The organism is Streptomyces sp. H27-C3, from assembly GCF_030063415.1.
GTDB lineage: Bacteria > Actinomycetota > Actinomycetes > Streptomycetales > Streptomycetaceae > Streptomyces.
The window spans coordinates 16,007-32,538 of sequence record NZ_JASITA010000002.1; the positions used below are offsets into that span (position 1 = coordinate 16,007).

Genomic DNA, 16,532 nt, shown 5'->3' on the forward strand with positions numbered 1-16,532 from the left:
CATGGCGCACGGCGTCCCCTTGCCGCAATCGAAGCGCCCCGATGAGGGCTACTCTGCGTCAGTGATGGACAGTGCCGTACCTCCCCTCCCCACCGGGCCGGGACCGCGCCGACGCGACCGCCACGGCCGTGGCATGCGTGGGCCGGTCGCCCCGCCCCAGGTGCCCCTCTCGGCCAGCCGCGCGGCGGCCTTCGGCGACCTCGTACAGGACTCCGTGGAGCGCCTGGAGCGACGCTGGCCCCAGCTGTCCGAGGTCGATTTCGTGGTGCTCGACGTACCGCGCACGGGCGCCGGGGACGATCCCGAGGCGTGGGCCACCGAGGCGGTGCCGCTCGGCGGAATGATGGCCGCGACGAGCGGCAACCCCGCGCGGATCGTCGTCTACCGGCGCCCCGTCGAGATCCGCTCGAAGAGCCGCGACGAGCGTGCCCTGCTCGTCCACGAGATCGTCGTGGAGCAGGTCGCGGAATTGCTCGGCCTGTCACCGGAGTCGGTCGACCCGCGCTACGGACAGCAGGAATAGTCCCCCGAGACCTCGAGTCCCGTACGACGCACAACGACGCACAACGACGCACAACGGCGCACAACGGCGCGATGGCCTGACGGACGACGGCACAACGCGACGGCTGGGCGGCTGGGCGGCTGGGCGGACAATCGCGCGACGGGACGGCGTACGGGCCCTGGAGTCTGGAGCCGCGCAGGTCTTCCTGGCCGCCACGCGTGCGTAGCGGCCAGGAAACGCGCCCCTCTGGGTGACGGCGTCTCAGTCGTCCAGGACCGACAGGTCCTGCTCCGCCTCCGGTACCGAGACCGTGCCCCGGTCGTCAGGCAGCGTCTGCACGGTGAACATCGGGATGCCGTCCTCAGGCAGTTCGAGCGCGCGCGAGGCATGGACGGGCCCGCCCGACTGGGGCTCGACCGTCAGCGCGTACGAGCCCTTGAGCCGGGCCGGAATAGGCGGCTTCTTCACCGCGAGCGTGGTGCCCGCCTTGACGGTGTACGTCTCGACGACGGGCTCGCCGCCCTCGCTCCCCGCCGACGCGGTGACCTTGACCTTGGCGGCGGCGCCCGGCGCGGTCAGCGACAGGATCGACCCCTCGGCCCTGTTGTCGGCCGCCGTCGCCCGCTCGCCCACCGGGGCGGTCGCCGGGATGTACGCCACTTCCTGACTGGCGTCCTTGCCGCGTACGACGCGCAGCGCCGCGACCACCGGCGCCGTTCCCTGTGTCGGGGTCAGCAGCAGGGATCCGGGCTCGCCCTTGGTGACGTCCTGAAGGTCGACCGAGGAGGTCATCCCCGACTTCACGTGCAGGGTCTCGCTGCCCGCGGGGGCGAGCGAGCCGCTCGGGCCCGCCAGCCGCACCTTGAGGTCCGCGTCGTCGTCGCCGGGCGCGAAGACCACCAAGCGCACCGATGTGGCGTCCGCCGGGATGCCGGGGAGTACCGCGGTGCTCGACGGGTCGGCGGAGGAGGCGAGCCAGTCGCTGCCGAGCTTGCCGTCCATGGCCTGGACGACGGCGCCGACGCGGCCGGAACGGGTGGTGACGTGGACCGTCACGTTCTCGGCGCGGTCCGCGGTCAGCGTGGAGAGCAGCACGGGGACGGTGGACCTGGCCGGGACCGTGATCCCCTCCCCCGCCTCGGACTTGAGTGCGCCGTCCTTGCCGTACAGCTCAATGTCGGCGACCGCGGCGGTGTCGTCGGGGTTGGTGAGGTGAACGTAGTCCTGCCGCGATGCGCCGGTGCTCGCGCCAGGGAACCAGAAGTCGGTGTCGGGCGCGGTGCAGCTGACGCCGAGCAGGCCGCGCGCGCTGCCGGCGGTGACCTTGGTGGTCTGCTGGGCGGTCCAGCCGGGAGCCAGCGGCCCGTCGGCGGCGCCCACCAGGGCCGGGGATTCGGCGCCGGACGCCTCGGCGGTGGCAGGTTTGCCGGGCTCCTTCAGCGAGACGACGGGCTTGCTCTCGCGCGCCTTCCCGGCGTCCTCCCCGTCCTTCTTCTGCTCGCCCTTCTTGTCGTCCTTCTTGCCCTTGCCGTCGTCCGGGTCCAGCAGGGTGGCATCGGTGGGGACGAGCTCGGCGGAGCCCGTCTTCGCCGCGCCGCTCCTGCCGGGCGGGGTGAACGAGGTGTACGTCGTCTCGGCGAGGTCGGACGTGCTCGGCGCGGGGCAGAGCAGGCTGGAGCGCTCGACGGGAAGCCGCGCCGGCTTCGCCGTCGCGGCCTTTTCCGTGCCACCGTCCGGCGCGGAAACCACGGCGAAGCCGGTGACAGCGGCGAGGGCTGTGGTGACGGCGAGCAGGGAGAGAGTGCTGCGGTTCATCGGTTGGTGCTCCCGTCGGGGCGCTGCTCGTTCTCGTTCTCGGTGTCGTGGCCTTCGGCATGGGGCTCGTAGGGCTGCTGCTGTCGCCCGTAGCCGTACGGGTCGTACTGACCCTCCTGGTACGGCTCCGTCCGATACGGCTCCGCCTGGTACTGCTCACCGCCGTAGTTCTGGCCGTCGCCGTACTGGTCCTGCGGGTACTGCCCTTGCGGGTACGGGACGCCCTGCTGCTGTGCGCCCGGGTACTGCTCGTCGCCGTACTGCCGCACCGGCTCCTGGGCGTACTGCTGTTGCTGTTGCTGTTGCTGTTGTGCGTACTCGGCGTCCGTGTAGGTCTGCGCGTCCCACTCCCCGTACTGCTGCTGCGGCACCGCCCCGTAGGGGACCTCGCCGGGCTGCGGAGGGAAGGCGTCCTGGTCCTGCGGGACCTGTCCAGGTACGTGGCCGTACGGGTCCTCGGCGGGCGGCGCAGGGGCCTGCTCCGCGTCGTCGTCCAGGGGGGCGTGCGCGGTCTCCGCCTGCGCTGCCGCGCGCAGCCTGCGCGCCCTGCGCCCCTCGCCCGCCATCGGCTCCGCGGCGACCGCCTCGGGCTCCTCATCGGGCAGGTCGTCGTCGACCTCACGGCGGCGGCCCGGCAGCGCGAGGACCAGCAGGAGCAGGGCGAGCCCCGCCTGGGTCCAGGTCCACGCCGTGTGGGCGACGGACGACTCGTAGGTCAGGTCGAGCCGGCCGCCCTCGGTGGGCAGTTCGAAGCCCTGCGCCCAGCCGTCGACGGTCTTCTTCGTCAGGACGCGCCCGTCGAGCGTGGCCTGCCAGCCCTCGTCAGCGGCGTCCGCGATCCGCAGGACGCGGCCCGCTTCGCCCGCCGGGATCTTCGTATGTGCCTCGACCCGGCTCGATGCGACGGACAGCGGCTCGCCGCCCTTATTGCCCGAGACGATGGTGGCCCGCGCGACCTGCCGGTCGACGCGCCACAGCGCGCTGCCGTCGAGCTGGCTCAGCCGGCTCAGGCCCGGCGTGGAGTCGAGCACCCGGCTCATCGCGCGCGGCGCCCCGTCCCGCACGAGGACGTAACGCACCGCGTACCCGCCGAGCTGGCCCGCCTGGTCGGCGCCGGAACCCGCCACCAGGTTGGAAACGATCTTGTTGAGTTCCGAGTTGGTGCCCGCCGCCTCGGCGAGCTCCCCGTCGCCGAGGCGGGCACCGGAACCGCGGACGAGCGTGTACGAGACCCTCGCGGCCGAAGTGCCGCCGAGGACCAGGGTGCGCGCCTGGTCGCGGGTGCCGCTCTCTTCGGCGACGAACGCCGGTACCTGTACCGGGTCGCGCCGTTCCAGCGGCCCGGCGGCGCCGCTGAGCATCCAGCCGGCGGCCGCGAGCAGCGGCCCCGCAGCCGCGGCGAAGGCGATCAGTACCGCGACGGGCTGGCGCCAGCCGAAGCTCTGGGTGGCGACGCGCTCGCGCGCACCGTCGGCGCCCAGCACGGTCGCACCGATCAGCGCGATGCCGTAGACGAGGGTCGCGGGTCCGGCCCAGCCCTCGTTGTTCGACAGGATCGCGAACACGAGGGCGACGAGCGCCACGGCCCAGGCCGCGCGGACGGCGAACTGCCGCTCACCGCGCAGCAGGGCGGCCAGCGCCGCGAGGACGACGCCGATGAGCAGCAGGCCGCCCACGGCCTTCGGCCCGCCGGGGCTCGCGCCCAGCAGGTCGAGGGCGGTGGCTGTGCCCGTACCGAATTCCAGGCCCGCCTCGCGGAAGAAGCCGGCCGGGCCGGTCAGCAGGGAGAGCGACCAGGGGGCCAGCATCAGCACCGGGGTGCCGAGCGCGGCCAGGAAGCGCAGGCCGTAAGCCGTGAGGTCGTCGCGGCGCAGCACCAGCACGCCGATGCCGAGCACCAGCGCGATCGGCCACACGATGGGGGTGAAGGCCATCGCGAAGGTCAGCAGGAGCGCGTACGCCCAGACGGCGCGCCAGCTGGAGCGCGCGCCCCCGGTGCGCAGACCGCTCGCGGCGACACCGCACCGTGCGATCAGCGGCAGCAGGATCGCCAGCATGGCCGTCCCGAGCCGGCCGCTCGCGAGGGCGCCGGTGGCGGCGGGCAGGAAGGCGTACGCGACGCTCGCCCAGGCCCGCAGCAGCCGTGACTCGACGAGCGGGCGCGAGGCGAAGTAGGCGGAGAGTCCGGCCAGCGGCACCGAGCAGACCAGGAGCACGGTGAGTGCGAAGCCGGTGGAGCCGAGGAAGAGGGCCGACAGCGCCGCGAGCACTCCGAGGTACGGGGGCGCCGTCTGGGTGCCGCCCGTCCCGATGGGGTGCCAGACGTCGGCGTAGCGGGACCACAGGTCGCCGACGTCGGCCGGCGCGGGCAGCAGGGCGCCGCCCGCCAGTGCGCCGCCGCCGAGGAGTCCACGGCAGGCGATGAGCGAAACGAGCAGCAGCAGGGCGAAGAGCACAGGGCCCGGCTTGCGCACGACGCGCTTCACCCGGACGAACTGCTCGACCTCCATGAAGTCCGCGTCGTCCCCGCCGGGTCCCGATTCGACGACGCCGTGCCGTGAACCCGCGTCAGCCTCCGTGGTGCCGCCGAAGCTGCCCGCGACCTGTTCGAAGGTGGCCCTGATGGTGGCGCCGGTCGGCGGGAACAGCGGGCGCAGTTCGCTCGCCTCGACCATGCCCTTTCCGCGCCGCTTTCTGGCCGCGAGGATCTTCCCCGGGCGCAGCAGGGTGCCGAAGAGTCCGGTGACCTCGTCGACCGCCTGGCCGGGCACCTTGCCCACCAGGTAGGCGAGTGTGCGCAGCAGCGTCCCGAGGACGAGGCGCAGCATGACGTACGGCAGGAGGGCGCCGCGTGCGTTGACGAGCATCGTGTAGACGGCGCCCGCCTTGTCGACGCGGTGCGGTCCCGCGACCGACCTTCCGGCGCAGTCGATGGGCCGGCGCTCGCGTGCGGACGCCTCCGCGTGCCGCAGCACCGCGTCGGGCGCGACGAGCACCCGGTGGCCGGCGGCGTGCGCGCGCCAGCACAGGTCGACGTCGTCGCGCATGAGCGGCAGCCTGCGGTCGAAGCCGCCGAGCTCCTCCCACACATCGCGCCGGACCAGCATGCCCGCCGTGGACACCGAAAGGACGGAGCGGACCTGGTCGTGCTGCCCCTGGTCCTGTTCGCGCCGGTCCAGGCCAGTCCAGCGGCGACCGCTGTTGGCGATGGAGACGCCGACTTCGAGGAGCTGCTTGCGGTCGTACCAGCCACGCAGTTTGGGGCCGATGATCGCGGCCTGTTGGTCGGAGTCGGCGACGCGCAGCAGTTCCGCGAGGGCGCCGGGGTCGGGCGCGCAGTCGTCGTGCAGCAGCCACAGCCACTGGACCGGCTCGCCGTGCGGGAGGTCGGGCAGGTCGTACGCGTCGTCGTGCCACGTCCTGCTCACCGGGTCCCAGCCGCTCGGCCGTTTCAGGTAGGGCAGTTCCTCGGGGGTGAGGACGCCTGCCGTACGGACCGCCTCGTCGACGGCCGTTCCGAAACCGGAGCGGCGTGCGAGGTGCAGCACACGCTCGGCGCCGAAGGCGTCCGCGAGCAGTTGGGCGGAGTCGTCGGCGCTGCCTGTGTCGGCGGCGACGGCGTTCTGTACGGGGCGCTCCTGCCCCAGCAGTCCGGCGAGGGCGTCGGGCAACCAGCGGGCACCGTCGTGGGAGACGAGCACGGCGGTGACGACGTGCCGGGGGAACTCGGGCGCGGCCGCCGCGTACGGCGCCGACGTTTGGCTGTGCACGGACATCGGGGTACGGGCCCTCCGGCCGGGGTCCGGGGGTCGCCCCCCGGAAGGCTGCTGTCTGCTGTGTGGACGCCCGCGCCCCCTGGGGGCTTTGGTGCGTCTCGGACAGCGGCCCACACTAACGGCTGAGCAACACAGCGGTCCGCCGCCCGCAGACAGGACGCGGACGACGGACCGTTCATTACGTACAGGCTTGTGCGGATCGGCACCGGTCGGTACCGGGACGCAGCGCTCGGAGAGCGGCCTTCTGTTCAGACAGCGGCCTTTTTCAGCCGCCGGCGTTCACGCTCGGACAGGCCGCCCCAGATTCCGAACCGCTCGTCGTTGGACAGCGCGTACTCAAGGCATTCGGAGCGGACCTCACAGGCGAGGCAGACCTTCTTGGCCTCACGGGTGGAACCGCCCTTTTCGGGAAAGAAGGACTCGGGGTCGGTCTGGGCGCACAACGCGCGCTCCTGCCAGCCGAGTTCCTCTTCCGCGTCCTCGACCAGCAGTTGCTGGAACAGCTCGGTCATGTGCGCCCCTCGTCTGTCTTTTGCTTCCCCGTGATCTGGCCGTTACCGATTTCGGCCGAAACGACACGAGTGAAATTACAAGTGCGCCGATCCGGGCCAGTCAAGCCGAGATCTGCTATTGGGCCCGTTATTCACTCTGCGGAACCAAGGCTATGCGGAAAGTGTTCAAATCGCCAAAAACCGTGACACATGCCAAAGGCCCATTCACGACTTCCCCCTCACCGGGGAAGGATGCGGTGGCGTTGGATCTTGTTGCGATTCGCCCGCAGAAGCGACCCGGATCACAGTCCGATCGTGAGACCGCAACGGCGTTTGCTGGTGCGGTTTGATGCGCCACATCTCCGCGCCGCAGCCTGGACAAACCTTTCTCCGCATCCTGTAACCGGATGAGGTGAAACATTACCGCCAAAACGGTCACGGGGTTGACAGGGAGTGAGCAAACATGTCTTCTTGATTTCATGCCCGAGACCGCAGCGCGCCCCCGGACCCACACACGTGGGTTCCGTTGCGCTGCCCAGGCCCGCTGTTGCTGTTCCAGCTGTTGAAGCCTTCGCGCTCCAGCTCACTCTCCGTAACATCGTATTCGTGACACAGTGTCACCTCTGACACCTCTTCTTGCGACACCCCAGCACTCATGCCGAGGAACCCCCGCATCATGAACAGCACCAGCAGCCCCACCGGCGCCCGCGTCGAGAGCGACCTCCAGATCGCCGGCGATATCCTCGCCGTCCAGCACCTCCTCCAGCCCGCCCGCGAGCACCCGGCCACCGTGGCCGAATTCGTCGGCCTGGCACGCTCCGTCGCCGCCGACCGCGCGCAGTGGCGGGACCTCGTCGAGTACGACGCGACGACCCGCTGGTACCACCGGCTGCGCACCGGCCCCGGTTACGAGGTCTGGCTGCTCAGTTGGGTGCCGGGACAGAGCAGCGGCCCGCACGACCACGGCCTGTCCTCCGGCGTACTGACCGTCCTGGACGGACAGCTGACCGAGCGCACGGAGCGGGCGCAGCGCACGCTCGGGGCGGGCGCGCAGCGCGTGTTCGCCCCCGGGTACGCCCACGAGGTCGTCAACGACTCGCTGGAGCCCGCGGTCAGCCTGCACGTGTACTTCCCGGGCCTCACCGAAATGCCGATGCACGCGGCCCAGTGCTCCCCGGCCGCCGAGGATGTCGTAGCGGTCTGACGGGCCCTTCCGCCGCCCGGCCACCACCCCGCAACGCATCGGTGCGCGGCTGACAGACTGTCCGCATGCGCATTGTGGTTCTGGCAGGCGGTATCGGTGGCGCTCGCTTCCTCCGCGGCCTCAAATCGGCCGCGCCCGACGCGGACATCACTGTCATCGGCAATACCGGTGACGACATCCATCTGTTCGGCCTGAAGGTCTGCCCCGACCTCGACACGGTGATGTACACCCTCGGCGGTGGCATCAACGAGGAGCAGGGCTGGGGGCGTACGGACGAGAGCTTCCAGGTGAAGTCGGAGCTCGCGGCGTACGGCGTCGGGCCCGAGTGGTTCGGACTCGGCGACCGCGACTTCGCGACGCACATCGTGCGTACGCAGATGCTCGGCGCGGGCTATCCGCTGAGCGCCGTCACCGAGGCGCTGTGCGCCCGCTGGAAGCCGGGTGTGCGGCTGCTGCCGATGTCCGACGACCGGATCGAGACGCATGTCGCCGTCGATGTGGACGGCGAGCGCAAGGCCATCCACTTCCAGGAGTACTGGGTGAAGCTGCGGGCGTCCGTGGACGCCCAGGCGGTGGTGCCGGTCGGCGCGGAACAGTCGAAGCCGGCCCCGGGTGTGCTGGACGCCATCGCCGAGGCCGACGTCATCGTCTTCCCGCCGTCCAACCCGGTGGTCAGCATCGGCACGATCCTGGCCGTGCCGGGTATCCGTGAGGCCATCGCCGATGCGGGGGTGCCGGTCGTCGGCCTCTCCCCGATCGTCGGTGACGCCCCGGTGCGCGGCATGGCGGACAAGGTACTGGCCGCGGTGGGCGTGGAGTCGACGGCCGCGGCGGTCGCCCAGCACTACGGGTCGGGGCTGCTCGACGGCTGGCTCGTCGACACGGTGGACGCGGGTGTGGTGGACGAGGTGGAGAGCGCGGGCATCAAGTGCCGGGCCGTGCCGCTGATGATGACCGACATCGAAGCCACCGCGCAGATGGCCCGCGAGGCGCTGGCGCTGGCCGAGGAGGTACGGGCGTGAGTGACCCGTCCGCGCCGCCGGGGCCGTCGTCCTCACCGCCGTCCTTCCGGGTGTGGGCGGTGCCCGGACTGCCCGAGGTGCAGGCGGGCGACGACCTCGCCAAGCTGATCGTGGGCGCCGGGCCCGGACTCGTCGACGGTGACGTCGTGCTGGTCACCTCGAAGATCGTGAGCAAGGCCGAGGGCCGCGTCATGGAGGCTGCCGACCGCGAAGCGGCGATCGACGCGGAGACGGTACGCGTGGTCGCGCGGCGCGGGACGCTTCGTATCGTCGAGAACCGGCAGGGCCTCGTCATGGCGGCGGCCGGCGTCGACGCCTCCAATACGCCCGCCGGGACCGTGCTGCTGCTGCCCGTCGATCCGGACGCATCGGCACGGCTGATCCGGGACGGACTGCGGGACGCGCTGGGTGTCAATGTCGGGGTCCTGGTGACGGACACCTTCGGGCGGCCCTGGCGCAACGGTCTGACGGATGTCGCGATCGGGGCGGCGGGGGTGCGTGTCCTCGACGATCTGCGGGGCGGGACCGACGCACACGGCAATCCGCTCGGCGCGACGGTCGTCGCCACGGCGGACGAGCTGGCCGCGGCGGGCGACCTGGTGAAGGGCAAGGCGGAGGGGCTGCCGGTCGCGGTGGTCCGGGGCATGTCCCATGTGGTGGCCGAATCCGGGTCCGGTGGCGCGGATGCCGGCGTCGGTGCTTCCGGCTCTGCTGCCGGTTCCGGCGGGGAGGGTGCGCGGGCGATGGTGCGCAGCGCCGCCGACGACATGTTCCGGCTCGGGACATCGGAGGCGGTACGCGAGGCCGTGACGCTGCGGCGCACGGTGCGGGACTTCACGGACGAGCCGGTGGATCCGGCGGCGGTACGGCGTGCGGTCGCCGCGGCTGTCACTGCGCCCGCGCCGCACCACACGACGCCGTGGCGCTTCGTACTCCTGGAGTCGCAGGCCTCGCGGCTCGGGCTGCTCGACGCGATGCGGGACGCGTGGATCGCGGATCTGCGGGACGACGAGAAGTCGGCGGAGTCCATCGCGAAGCGGGTGCGGCGCGGTGACTTCCTGCGCCGGGCGCCGTACTTGGTGGTTCCGTGCCTGGTGATGGACGGCTCTCATGTGTACGGCGATGTGCGCCGGGACACCGCGGAGCGCGAGATGTTCGTGGTCGCGGCGGGTGCCGGGGTGCAGAACTTGCTGGTCGCGCTGGCGGGTGAGCGGCTGGGCTCCGCGTGGGTCTCCTCGACGATGTTCTGCCGCGATGTGGTGCGGGACGTTCTGGGGCTGCCGGCCGGCTGGGATCCGATGGGGGCGGTCGCGGTGGGCCACGCGGCGGCTCCGCCGGTCGCTCGGGCCGCGCGGGACGCGGGGGCGTTCATCGAGGTGCGGTGAGGGTGGGGCGCGGGGGTTGATTCCCCTGACCCGCCCCTTTCCGGAACCGGGGCAGGCCTCGACCCCTCGCACGACCGTGCGGCAGGGGTGGGCGCGCCTGCGGCCGCGATGTCCTCAATCGCCGGACGGGCTGGATGCGAACGTCCGAGGCTCGCATCTGCGCCCGTGTCACACCGTCCGCGCCCGTGTCACACCGTCCGAGGCTCGCATCTGCGCCCGTGTCACAACCGGGCGATGTCGTTCCGGTACATCCGGGGTGCGCGGCGGGGTGGGGTGTGGCCCGACAGGAGGATCAGGCGGGTGGCCCGGTGGCGCTGACCCTCGTACGGGGCCAGGAGTTTCAGCATCGCCTCGTCGTTCGTGGTCCGGTCGCCCGCCAGCGCGTGGCCGACCGTGCCGGACAGGTGGAGGTCGCCGACCGTGACCGCGTCGGGGGCGCCATTGCTGCGTTGCAGCGTCTCCGCCGCTGTCCAGGGGCCGATGCCCGGGATCAGCTGAAGACGGGCCGACGCCGACGCGAGAGGCATCGTTGCGGCCTCCTCCAGCAGCGCGGCCACCCGTACCGCCCGCAGGATCGTCGACGAGCGCTTGTTGTCGACGCCCGCGCGGTGCCAGTCCCAGGAGGGAATCAGCGCCCAGGTGCGCGGGTCGGGCATGACGTGCAGCGGGACGGGGGCCGGGCCGGGTGCCGGTTCGCCGTGGGTCTGCACCAGCCGGCGCCAGGCGCGGTACGCCTCGTCGGTGGTGACCTTCTGTTCCAGGATCGACGGGATCAGGGATTCGAGGACCAGGCCGGTGCGCCCCAGCCGCAGACCGGGTCGGCGCCGCAGGCTCTCCGCGACCACCCTGTGGTGCGCGGTGAAGAGGGACGGGTCGTCCAAGGAACCCAGGAGCGGCGGCAGTTGGGCAAGGAGCCAGTCCGCTCCCGGACCCCAGGCCGCCGCGTCCAGCACTCCGCCGGGGGACGCCACCCGCAGGGTGCCTGGGCCCGCCGGGGTGCGGCTGGCCCGCCAGTGGGCACCGTCCGGGGTCCGGCGGAACGTCGGGTCCCAGGGGCCCCGGCGCAGCGGGCCGAGGACCAGGGCGAGGTCGACGTCGGGCAGGGGCGCGCCGGAGCCGCCGACCCGTGTCGCGGTTTCCGCACGGGGCGGCGGCACAGAAGTGCGTCGAGGTGGGAAACGGCCGGCCACGGTCCCGAGCGTAACCGGCGTCCCCGTGGCCCCGCAGGACTCCTCCGGGGGCCCCTGCGGGGGTCTCCTACTGGTCCGAGGAGAAGCGGATCGCCGCGTCCGGGATCGACGCGCCGCACCACACCCGTACGCCGTCCTGGAGTTCGTTGTCGGCGCCCACCGTCGCACCGTCGCCGACGACCGCGCCGGACACCACCGTACGGTCCCCGATACGCGCACCCGCGCCGATCAGTGAGTCGGAAATCACCGCGCCCGCGCCGATGACCGCGCCGGTCAGCACCGCGCTGCCGTCGATGCGCGCCCCTTCGCCGACGACCGCCCCGTCGCCGACCACCGTGCCGCCGGTCAGCTTGGCGTCGGTGGCGACGGAGGCGGTGGGCAGGACCAGCCGGTCGCCGCAGCGGCCGGGGACCGCCGGGGACGGCGCCCTGCCCATGACGAGGTCGGCGGAGCCGCGGACGAAGGCCTGCGGTGTGCCGAGGTCCAGCCAGTACGTGGAGTCGACCATGCCCTGGAGATGGGCTCCGGAGGACAGCAGGCCGGGGAAGGTCTCCCGTTCGACCGAGACGGGCCGGCCGGCCGGGATGGTGTCGATGACCGAGCGGCGGAAGACGTAGGCGCCCGCGTTGATCTGGTCGGTGACGATTTCCTCGGGAGTCTGCGGCTTTTCGAGGAAGGCCGTCACCCGGCCCGTGGAGTCCGTCGGCACGAGGCCGAACGCCCGGGGGTCCTCGACCCGGGTGAGGTGCAGCGAGACGTCCGCGCCCGACGACCGGTGGGTCGAGACGAGGGCCTCGATGTCGAGGCCGGTGAGGATGTCCCCGTTGAAGATGAGGACCGGCTCGTCGGGCCCCGACCGGAGCCTGGAGGCGACATTGCGGATGGCCCCGCCGGTGCCGAGCGGCTCGTCCTCCGTGACGTACTCCAGGTGCAGCCCCAGCTCGGAGCCGTCTCCGAAGTACGGCTCGAAGACCTCCGCGAGGTACGACGTCGCCAGCACGATGTGTTCGACTCCGGCCGCCCGCGCGCGGGCCAGCTGGTGGGTGAGGAACGGGACGCCTGCCGCCGGAACCATCGGCTTGGGGGTGTGCACCGTGAGCGGACGCAGCCGGGTGCCCTTGCCCCCGACCAGGAGGATCGCTTCAGTCACCTTGTCGTCTCTGCTTCCTGCTGGGGCCGGCCGGGTACGGGCAGGCCAGTGTATGCAGACTGTTCGAACGCCCCCGGTCAGCGGCCCTGAAGGCGGGCCGAGGAGCTCCGGGCCGTGCCGAGCCTGTTGTAGAGGCGGATCCCCGGGCACTCGGTGGCGAATCCGTCCCGGTGTCCTGAGATGACGTTGAGCCTGACGTTCCTGCCCTTCTTGTACAGATTGCCGCCGCCGGACTTCAGGGTCGTCTTGGCGCGGGGGTTGGCTCCGTGCAGGCCGAGCTTCCAGGCGGTGATGCGGGCGACCGCGTCGACCGCGGCGGCGGGCGGGTTCGACGAGGTGTAGGACCCGAGGACGGCGATGCCCGTGCTGTTGGTGTTGAAACCGAGAGTGTGCGCCCCAAGAACCGGCTTGGCCACACCGCCTGCCCGGCCTTCGTAGATGTTTCCGCACTTGTCGACGGCGAAGTTGTAGCCGAGGTCGCGCCAGCCACTGCTCTTGACGTGGTAGCGGTAAATACTGCGAAGGACTGAGCTCGCCTGCTTGCAGGTGTAGTTGTTGCCGGTCGCGCTGTGGTGCACGAAGGCGGCCTTCACCGTCTTGGTGTAGCCGAGCTTGCGCTCACGCATCGTCTCGTCGGCGCCCCATCCCTTGCGTGTGATGATGCGCGGGCGCGGGCCGATGTACGGCCTGGCGGCCACGAGTCCGGCGTCGGCCTCCGTCTCGGCCCTGGTCAGGGCCGGGAGTTCGGTGGCCATCGAGGAGCGCTCCGCGTCGGTGGGAGAGCCGGCGGGCGGCGGGACGCCGGGGTCGACCAGTTCCAGCCGCAGGCCGGCCGGCAGGGGGGCGCGGGCGGCGCGCTCGGAGTGCGCGGCGCTCTCGTGCCGCGCCGGGCTCTCGGACGGTTCCGCGCTCGCGGACTGGACACGTACTTCGACGCCGTCGGAGGCGCCGACCCACAGGGGCGCGGTCGAACCGCGGACCTTCCCCGAGTCGCGCTCCGCCGTGCCGGGGTCGGCGGCGTGCTCGCTGTTGTGTGTCTCTACGTGCTGCCAGGTGGACCAGGTGCCCTTTCCGGCGGCCCGGGTACGGACCTGGACCGTGCCGTCCAGTTCGGTGGCGGCGTCGTCCCAGACGACACCGACCAGTGAGAAGGGCTGTACGTCGCGTTCCGCCACGCCCTGTGGGGTGGCGGCGGGGCTCGCGGACCGCTCACCGCGGGGGGCGAGCGGCGCGAGGGGCAGGGACTGGGTGGAGCCCGGCAGCGCCTCGTTGGCAGGCGCGGGGGCGGAGACTGTCGCGGCCGGTGTTGCGGGAGAGGCCACGGCGAGGGACGGGAGGACCAGAGCGGCGGTGCACGCGACGCCGATCGCGGAAGCAAGGTAGGCACGCATACAACAGATCTTGGACATAGTCACACAAGTCTGTCCATTGGGGATCTGATGGTGCGTCGGCCGAATCGGCTAACCCCAAGTGCATGGACTCCCGGGGACAACGGCACTCCCGCAAGGGCGCCACGTACTCTTGCGCGGGTGAACGCCATCGATCGCACCCCCGCCGACCTGCTGCGATCCGCGCTCGCCGCGGACCCGGCCCGCCCCCTCGTCACCTTCTACGACGACGCCACCGGCGAGCGCGTGGAATTGTCCGTCGCCACCTTCGCCAATTGGGTGGCCAAGACCGCCAATCTGCTCCAGGGCGACCTCGCCGCGGCGCCCGGCGACCGGCTCGCGCTGCTGTTGCCCGCGCACTGGCAGACCGCGGTCTGGCTGCTCGCCTGCTCCTCGGTGGGCGTGGTCGTGGAGGTCGGCGGCGACCCGGCCGACGCCGACCTGGTCGTCACGGGACCCGACACGGTCGAGGAGGCGCGCGCCTGCGGCGGGGAGCGCGTCGCGCTCGCCCTGCGCCCCCTGGGCGGCCGCTTCCCGCAGCCCCCCGCCGGGTTCGCGGACTATGCCGTCGAGGTGCCGGGACAGGGCGACCGCTTCGCCCCGTTCGAACCGGTCGACCCGGACGGCCCCGCGCTCGTCGTCGTGGACGCGGGTGGGCGTACGGAACTGACGGGTGCCCAGCTGGTCGCACGGGCCCGCGAGGACGCCGGGACCCTGGGGCTCGGCGGCGGGGCCGGGTCACGACTGTTGTCGGGGCTGGCGTACGACTCCTGGCAGGGACTGTCCAGCGGTCTGTACGCGCCACTCGCCGCCGGGGGCTCCGTGGTGCTGTGCCGAAACCTCGACCGGGTCTCCGACGGGGACATGGCCAAGCGCGTCGACAGCGAGCGGGTCACCAACACGGCAGTACAACAAGCCCCCTGAGTGCCACCCGTCCGGCTCACCCGCTGCCGAGTCCCAGGGCCTCGGCGTCAACTCCGGTAGATGATCAACGGTACGCATCGCACAACCAAGCGCGAGGTTCGGCCGTCTACCCCTGCGACCGGCGGCCGAGCGCGCCGCCGACTCCGTGAAGGATGGACGCAGACGTGACCGACAGCGCTGGCACGCCCTCCGGACCGGACACCCCGGCCGAGGACGAGGCGAAGAACGAAGCCTCCGAGGGCAGGAACGAAGAGACCGGCACGGGCACAAGCACGGACTCGGGTGCGGACACCAGCATGGCTCCTGACACCACCGAAGCCCCTGACGCCGGGGCGACAGCGGACAACACCGCGGCCACCGGCGCCGCCGACAACACGACCGACGACAAGACCGGCGGCGCCGGGGACGACTCCGACAGGGCAGCGGCGAGCACCGACGCCGCCCCGGCCGCCAACCGCAAGCGCCACTGGCTGCGTTGGACCGGCGTCGGCGCCTCCTTCGTCCTGCTCGTCGCGGCCGGTGTGGGCTGGTGGCTCTACAAGAAGCTCGACGGCAACATCACCACCGACACGACCGCCGCCGCGGAACTGGAGACGTACGAGAAGGAGCGCCCCACGCCCGTCGCGCTGGACGCCCAGAACATCCTTCTCATCGGCTCCGACACCCGCTCGGGCAAGGGCAACAGCAAGTACGGCCAGGACGAGGGTAGCGAGCGCTCCGACACCACGATCCTGCTGCATCTCGCGGCGGACCGGCAGAGCGCCACGGCCGTCTCGCTCCCCCGCGACCTGATGGTGGAGATCCCCAGCTGCCGGCGGACCGACGGCACCCGCTCGGAGGAGCAATTCGCCCAGTTCAACTGGGCCTTCGAGTTCGGCGGGACGGCCTGCACGATCCGTACGGTCGAGCGGCTCACCGGCGTCCGGCTCGACCACCACATGGTGGTCGACTTCGACGGCTTCAAGGGGATGGTCGACGCGGTGGACGGCGTCGAGATCTGCCTCAGCAAGCCGATCGACGACAAGGACGCCCATCTCAAGCTCGGCAAGGGCCTCCAGACGCTCAACGGCGAGGAGGCGCTGGGTTACGTACGGGCGCGCAAGTCCATCGGCGACGGCAGTGACACCGAACGCATGGACCGCCAGCAGCAGTTCCTGGGCGCGCTGGTCAACAAGGTGCAGAGCAACGGCGTACTGCTCAATCCGACCATGCTCTACCCGGTACTGGACGCGGCGACGAAGTCCCTGACCACGGACCCGGGACTCGACTCGCTCAAGGACCTGTACAACCTGGTGCGCGGAATGCGGAACATCCCGACCGAAAAGGTGCAGTTCATGACAGTGCCCCGGCAGCCGTACAGCTACGACCAGAACCGCGACGAGCTCGTGGAGCCGGATGCCGGGCGCCTGTTCAAGCAGTTGCGCGAGGACGCGCCCGTCTCGGTCGTGCCCGCGGGCACCGAAAAGGAGGAACCGGCAGCGGATACGTCCTCCGAAACCGAAGAGGAGTCCGATTCCTCGACCGACGAGGAGTCCGATTCCTCGACCGACGAGAAGCCCGACGACGCGGGTGCACAGAGCCCCACCCCCACGCCGACTTTCACCGGAACCAATGCGGCCACCGAGAAGTGCGAGTAAAGCCATGCCCAAGGCAGACCCGGCAGGCGATACCTATCGGACGTATTG

General features: G+C 71.7%; 12 protein-coding genes. 6 read left to right on the forward strand and 6 right to left on the reverse strand.

Annotated elements, in window-relative coordinates; all coding sequences use genetic code 11:
* The first annotated feature begins 64 nt into the window (after positions 1 to 64).
* Entirely contained in the window at positions 65 to 523 is a 459-nt protein-coding gene (locus QMK30_RS01435; protein WP_283515247.1) for a metallopeptidase family protein, read from the forward strand.
* Positions 524 to 763: 240 nt separating this feature from the next.
* Here QMK30_RS01435 and QMK30_RS01440 read toward each other — a convergent pair whose 3' ends face one another.
* The 3 genes from QMK30_RS01440 to QMK30_RS01450 form a co-directional block, all read right to left on the reverse strand.
* Entirely contained in the window at positions 764 to 2,317 is a 1,554-nt protein-coding gene (locus QMK30_RS01440; protein ID WP_283515248.1) for a DUF5719 family protein, read from the reverse strand.
* Entirely contained in the window at positions 2,314 to 6,093 is a 3,780-nt protein-coding gene (locus QMK30_RS01445) for a glycosyltransferase (protein ID WP_283515249.1), read from the reverse strand. Before QMK30_RS01445 ends, QMK30_RS01440 begins: the two co-directional genes overlap by 4 nt.
* 248 nt (positions 6,094 to 6,341) lie before the next feature.
* The gene (locus QMK30_RS01450; RefSeq protein WP_283515250.1) at positions 6,342 to 6,605 is read right to left on the reverse strand and encodes a WhiB family transcriptional regulator; all 264 of its coding nucleotides are present in this window, start codon (positions 6,603 to 6,605) and stop codon (positions 6,342 to 6,344) included.
* Between the two features lie 655 nt (positions 6,606 to 7,260).
* Here QMK30_RS01450 and QMK30_RS01455 point away from each other — a divergent pair.
* The 3 genes from QMK30_RS01455 to QMK30_RS01465 all read left to right on the forward strand — a co-directional run bounded on the left by QMK30_RS01455 (position 7,261) and on the right by QMK30_RS01465 (position 10,195).
* Positions 7,261 to 7,788, forward strand: a complete 528-nt coding sequence (locus QMK30_RS01455) for a cysteine dioxygenase (protein ID WP_283515251.1) — start codon at positions 7,261 to 7,263, stop codon at positions 7,786 to 7,788.
* 65 nt (positions 7,789 to 7,853) lie between these two features.
* Entirely contained in the window at positions 7,854 to 8,810 is a 957-nt protein-coding gene (gene cofD / locus QMK30_RS01460; protein ID WP_283515252.1) for a 2-phospho-L-lactate transferase, read from the forward strand.
* Complete coding sequence (locus QMK30_RS01465; RefSeq protein ID WP_283515253.1) at positions 8,807 to 10,195, forward strand: coenzyme F420-0:L-glutamate ligase; 1,389 nt, start codon at positions 8,807 to 8,809, stop codon at positions 10,193 to 10,195. Before cofD ends, QMK30_RS01465 begins: the two co-directional genes overlap by 4 nt.
* 221 nt (positions 10,196 to 10,416) lie before the next feature.
* On the opposite strand, the gene QMK30_RS01470 is transcribed toward QMK30_RS01465, so the two are convergent.
* From QMK30_RS01470 to QMK30_RS01480, 3 genes are all read right to left on the reverse strand, one after another.
* On the reverse strand, positions 10,417 to 11,385 hold the full coding sequence (locus QMK30_RS01470) for a DNA-3-methyladenine glycosylase family protein (protein WP_283515254.1): 969 nt from the start codon (positions 11,383 to 11,385) through the stop codon (positions 10,417 to 10,419).
* Between the two features lie 67 nt (positions 11,386 to 11,452).
* Positions 11,453 to 12,535, reverse strand: coding sequence for a mannose-1-phosphate guanylyltransferase (gene manB / locus QMK30_RS01475; RefSeq protein WP_283515255.1), 1,083 nt, complete (start codon positions 12,533 to 12,535; stop codon positions 11,453 to 11,455).
* A 77-nt stretch (positions 12,536 to 12,612) separates the two neighbouring features.
* Positions 12,613 to 13,926: an N-acetylmuramoyl-L-alanine amidase gene (locus tag QMK30_RS01480; protein WP_283515256.1), complete on the reverse strand. Its 1,314-nt coding sequence runs from the start codon at positions 13,924 to 13,926 to the stop codon at positions 12,613 to 12,615.
* A 138-nt stretch (positions 13,927 to 14,064) separates the two neighbouring features.
* Here QMK30_RS01480 and QMK30_RS01485 point away from each other — a divergent pair, with 138 nt between their 5' ends.
* Together QMK30_RS01485 and QMK30_RS01490 are read left to right on the forward strand one after the other, a co-directional pair.
* Positions 14,065 to 14,847, forward strand: coding sequence for a TIGR03089 family protein (locus QMK30_RS01485; RefSeq protein ID WP_283515257.1), 783 nt, complete (start codon positions 14,065 to 14,067; stop codon positions 14,845 to 14,847).
* Positions 14,848 to 14,999: 152 nt separating this feature from the next.
* Positions 15,000 to 16,484: an LCP family protein gene (locus tag QMK30_RS01490; RefSeq protein ID WP_283515258.1), complete on the forward strand. Its 1,485-nt coding sequence runs from the start codon at positions 15,000 to 15,002 to the stop codon at positions 16,482 to 16,484.
* Positions 16,485 to 16,532: the final 48 nt, after the last annotated feature.

What these genes read in the sequence shown, in the direction of transcription:
- QMK30_RS01490 (WP_283515258.1), top strand. Translation starts at nt 15,000, where the DNA reads ATGGACGCAGACGTGACCGACAGCGCTGGCACGCCCTCCGGACCGGAC.
- QMK30_RS01480 (WP_283515256.1), bottom strand. Translation starts at nt 13,926, where the DNA reads ATGCGTGCCTACCTTGCTTCCGCGATCGGCGTCGCGTGCACCGCCGCT.
- QMK30_RS01435 (WP_283515247.1), top strand. Translation starts at nt 65, where the DNA reads ATGGACAGTGCCGTACCTCCCCTCCCCACCGGGCCGGGACCGCGCCGA.
- QMK30_RS01445 (WP_283515249.1), bottom strand. Translation starts at nt 6,093, where the DNA reads ATGTCCGTGCACAGCCAAACGTCGGCGCCGTACGCGGCGGCCGCGCCC.
- QMK30_RS01455 (WP_283515251.1), top strand. Translation starts at nt 7,261, where the DNA reads ATGAACAGCACCAGCAGCCCCACCGGCGCCCGCGTCGAGAGCGACCTC.
- cofD (WP_283515252.1), top strand. Translation starts at nt 7,854, where the DNA reads ATGCGCATTGTGGTTCTGGCAGGCGGTATCGGTGGCGCTCGCTTCCTC.
- QMK30_RS01450 (WP_283515250.1), bottom strand. Translation starts at nt 6,605, where the DNA reads ATGACCGAGCTGTTCCAGCAACTGCTGGTCGAGGACGCGGAAGAGGAA.
- QMK30_RS01440 (WP_283515248.1), bottom strand. Translation starts at nt 2,317, where the DNA reads ATGAACCGCAGCACTCTCTCCCTGCTCGCCGTCACCACAGCCCTCGCC.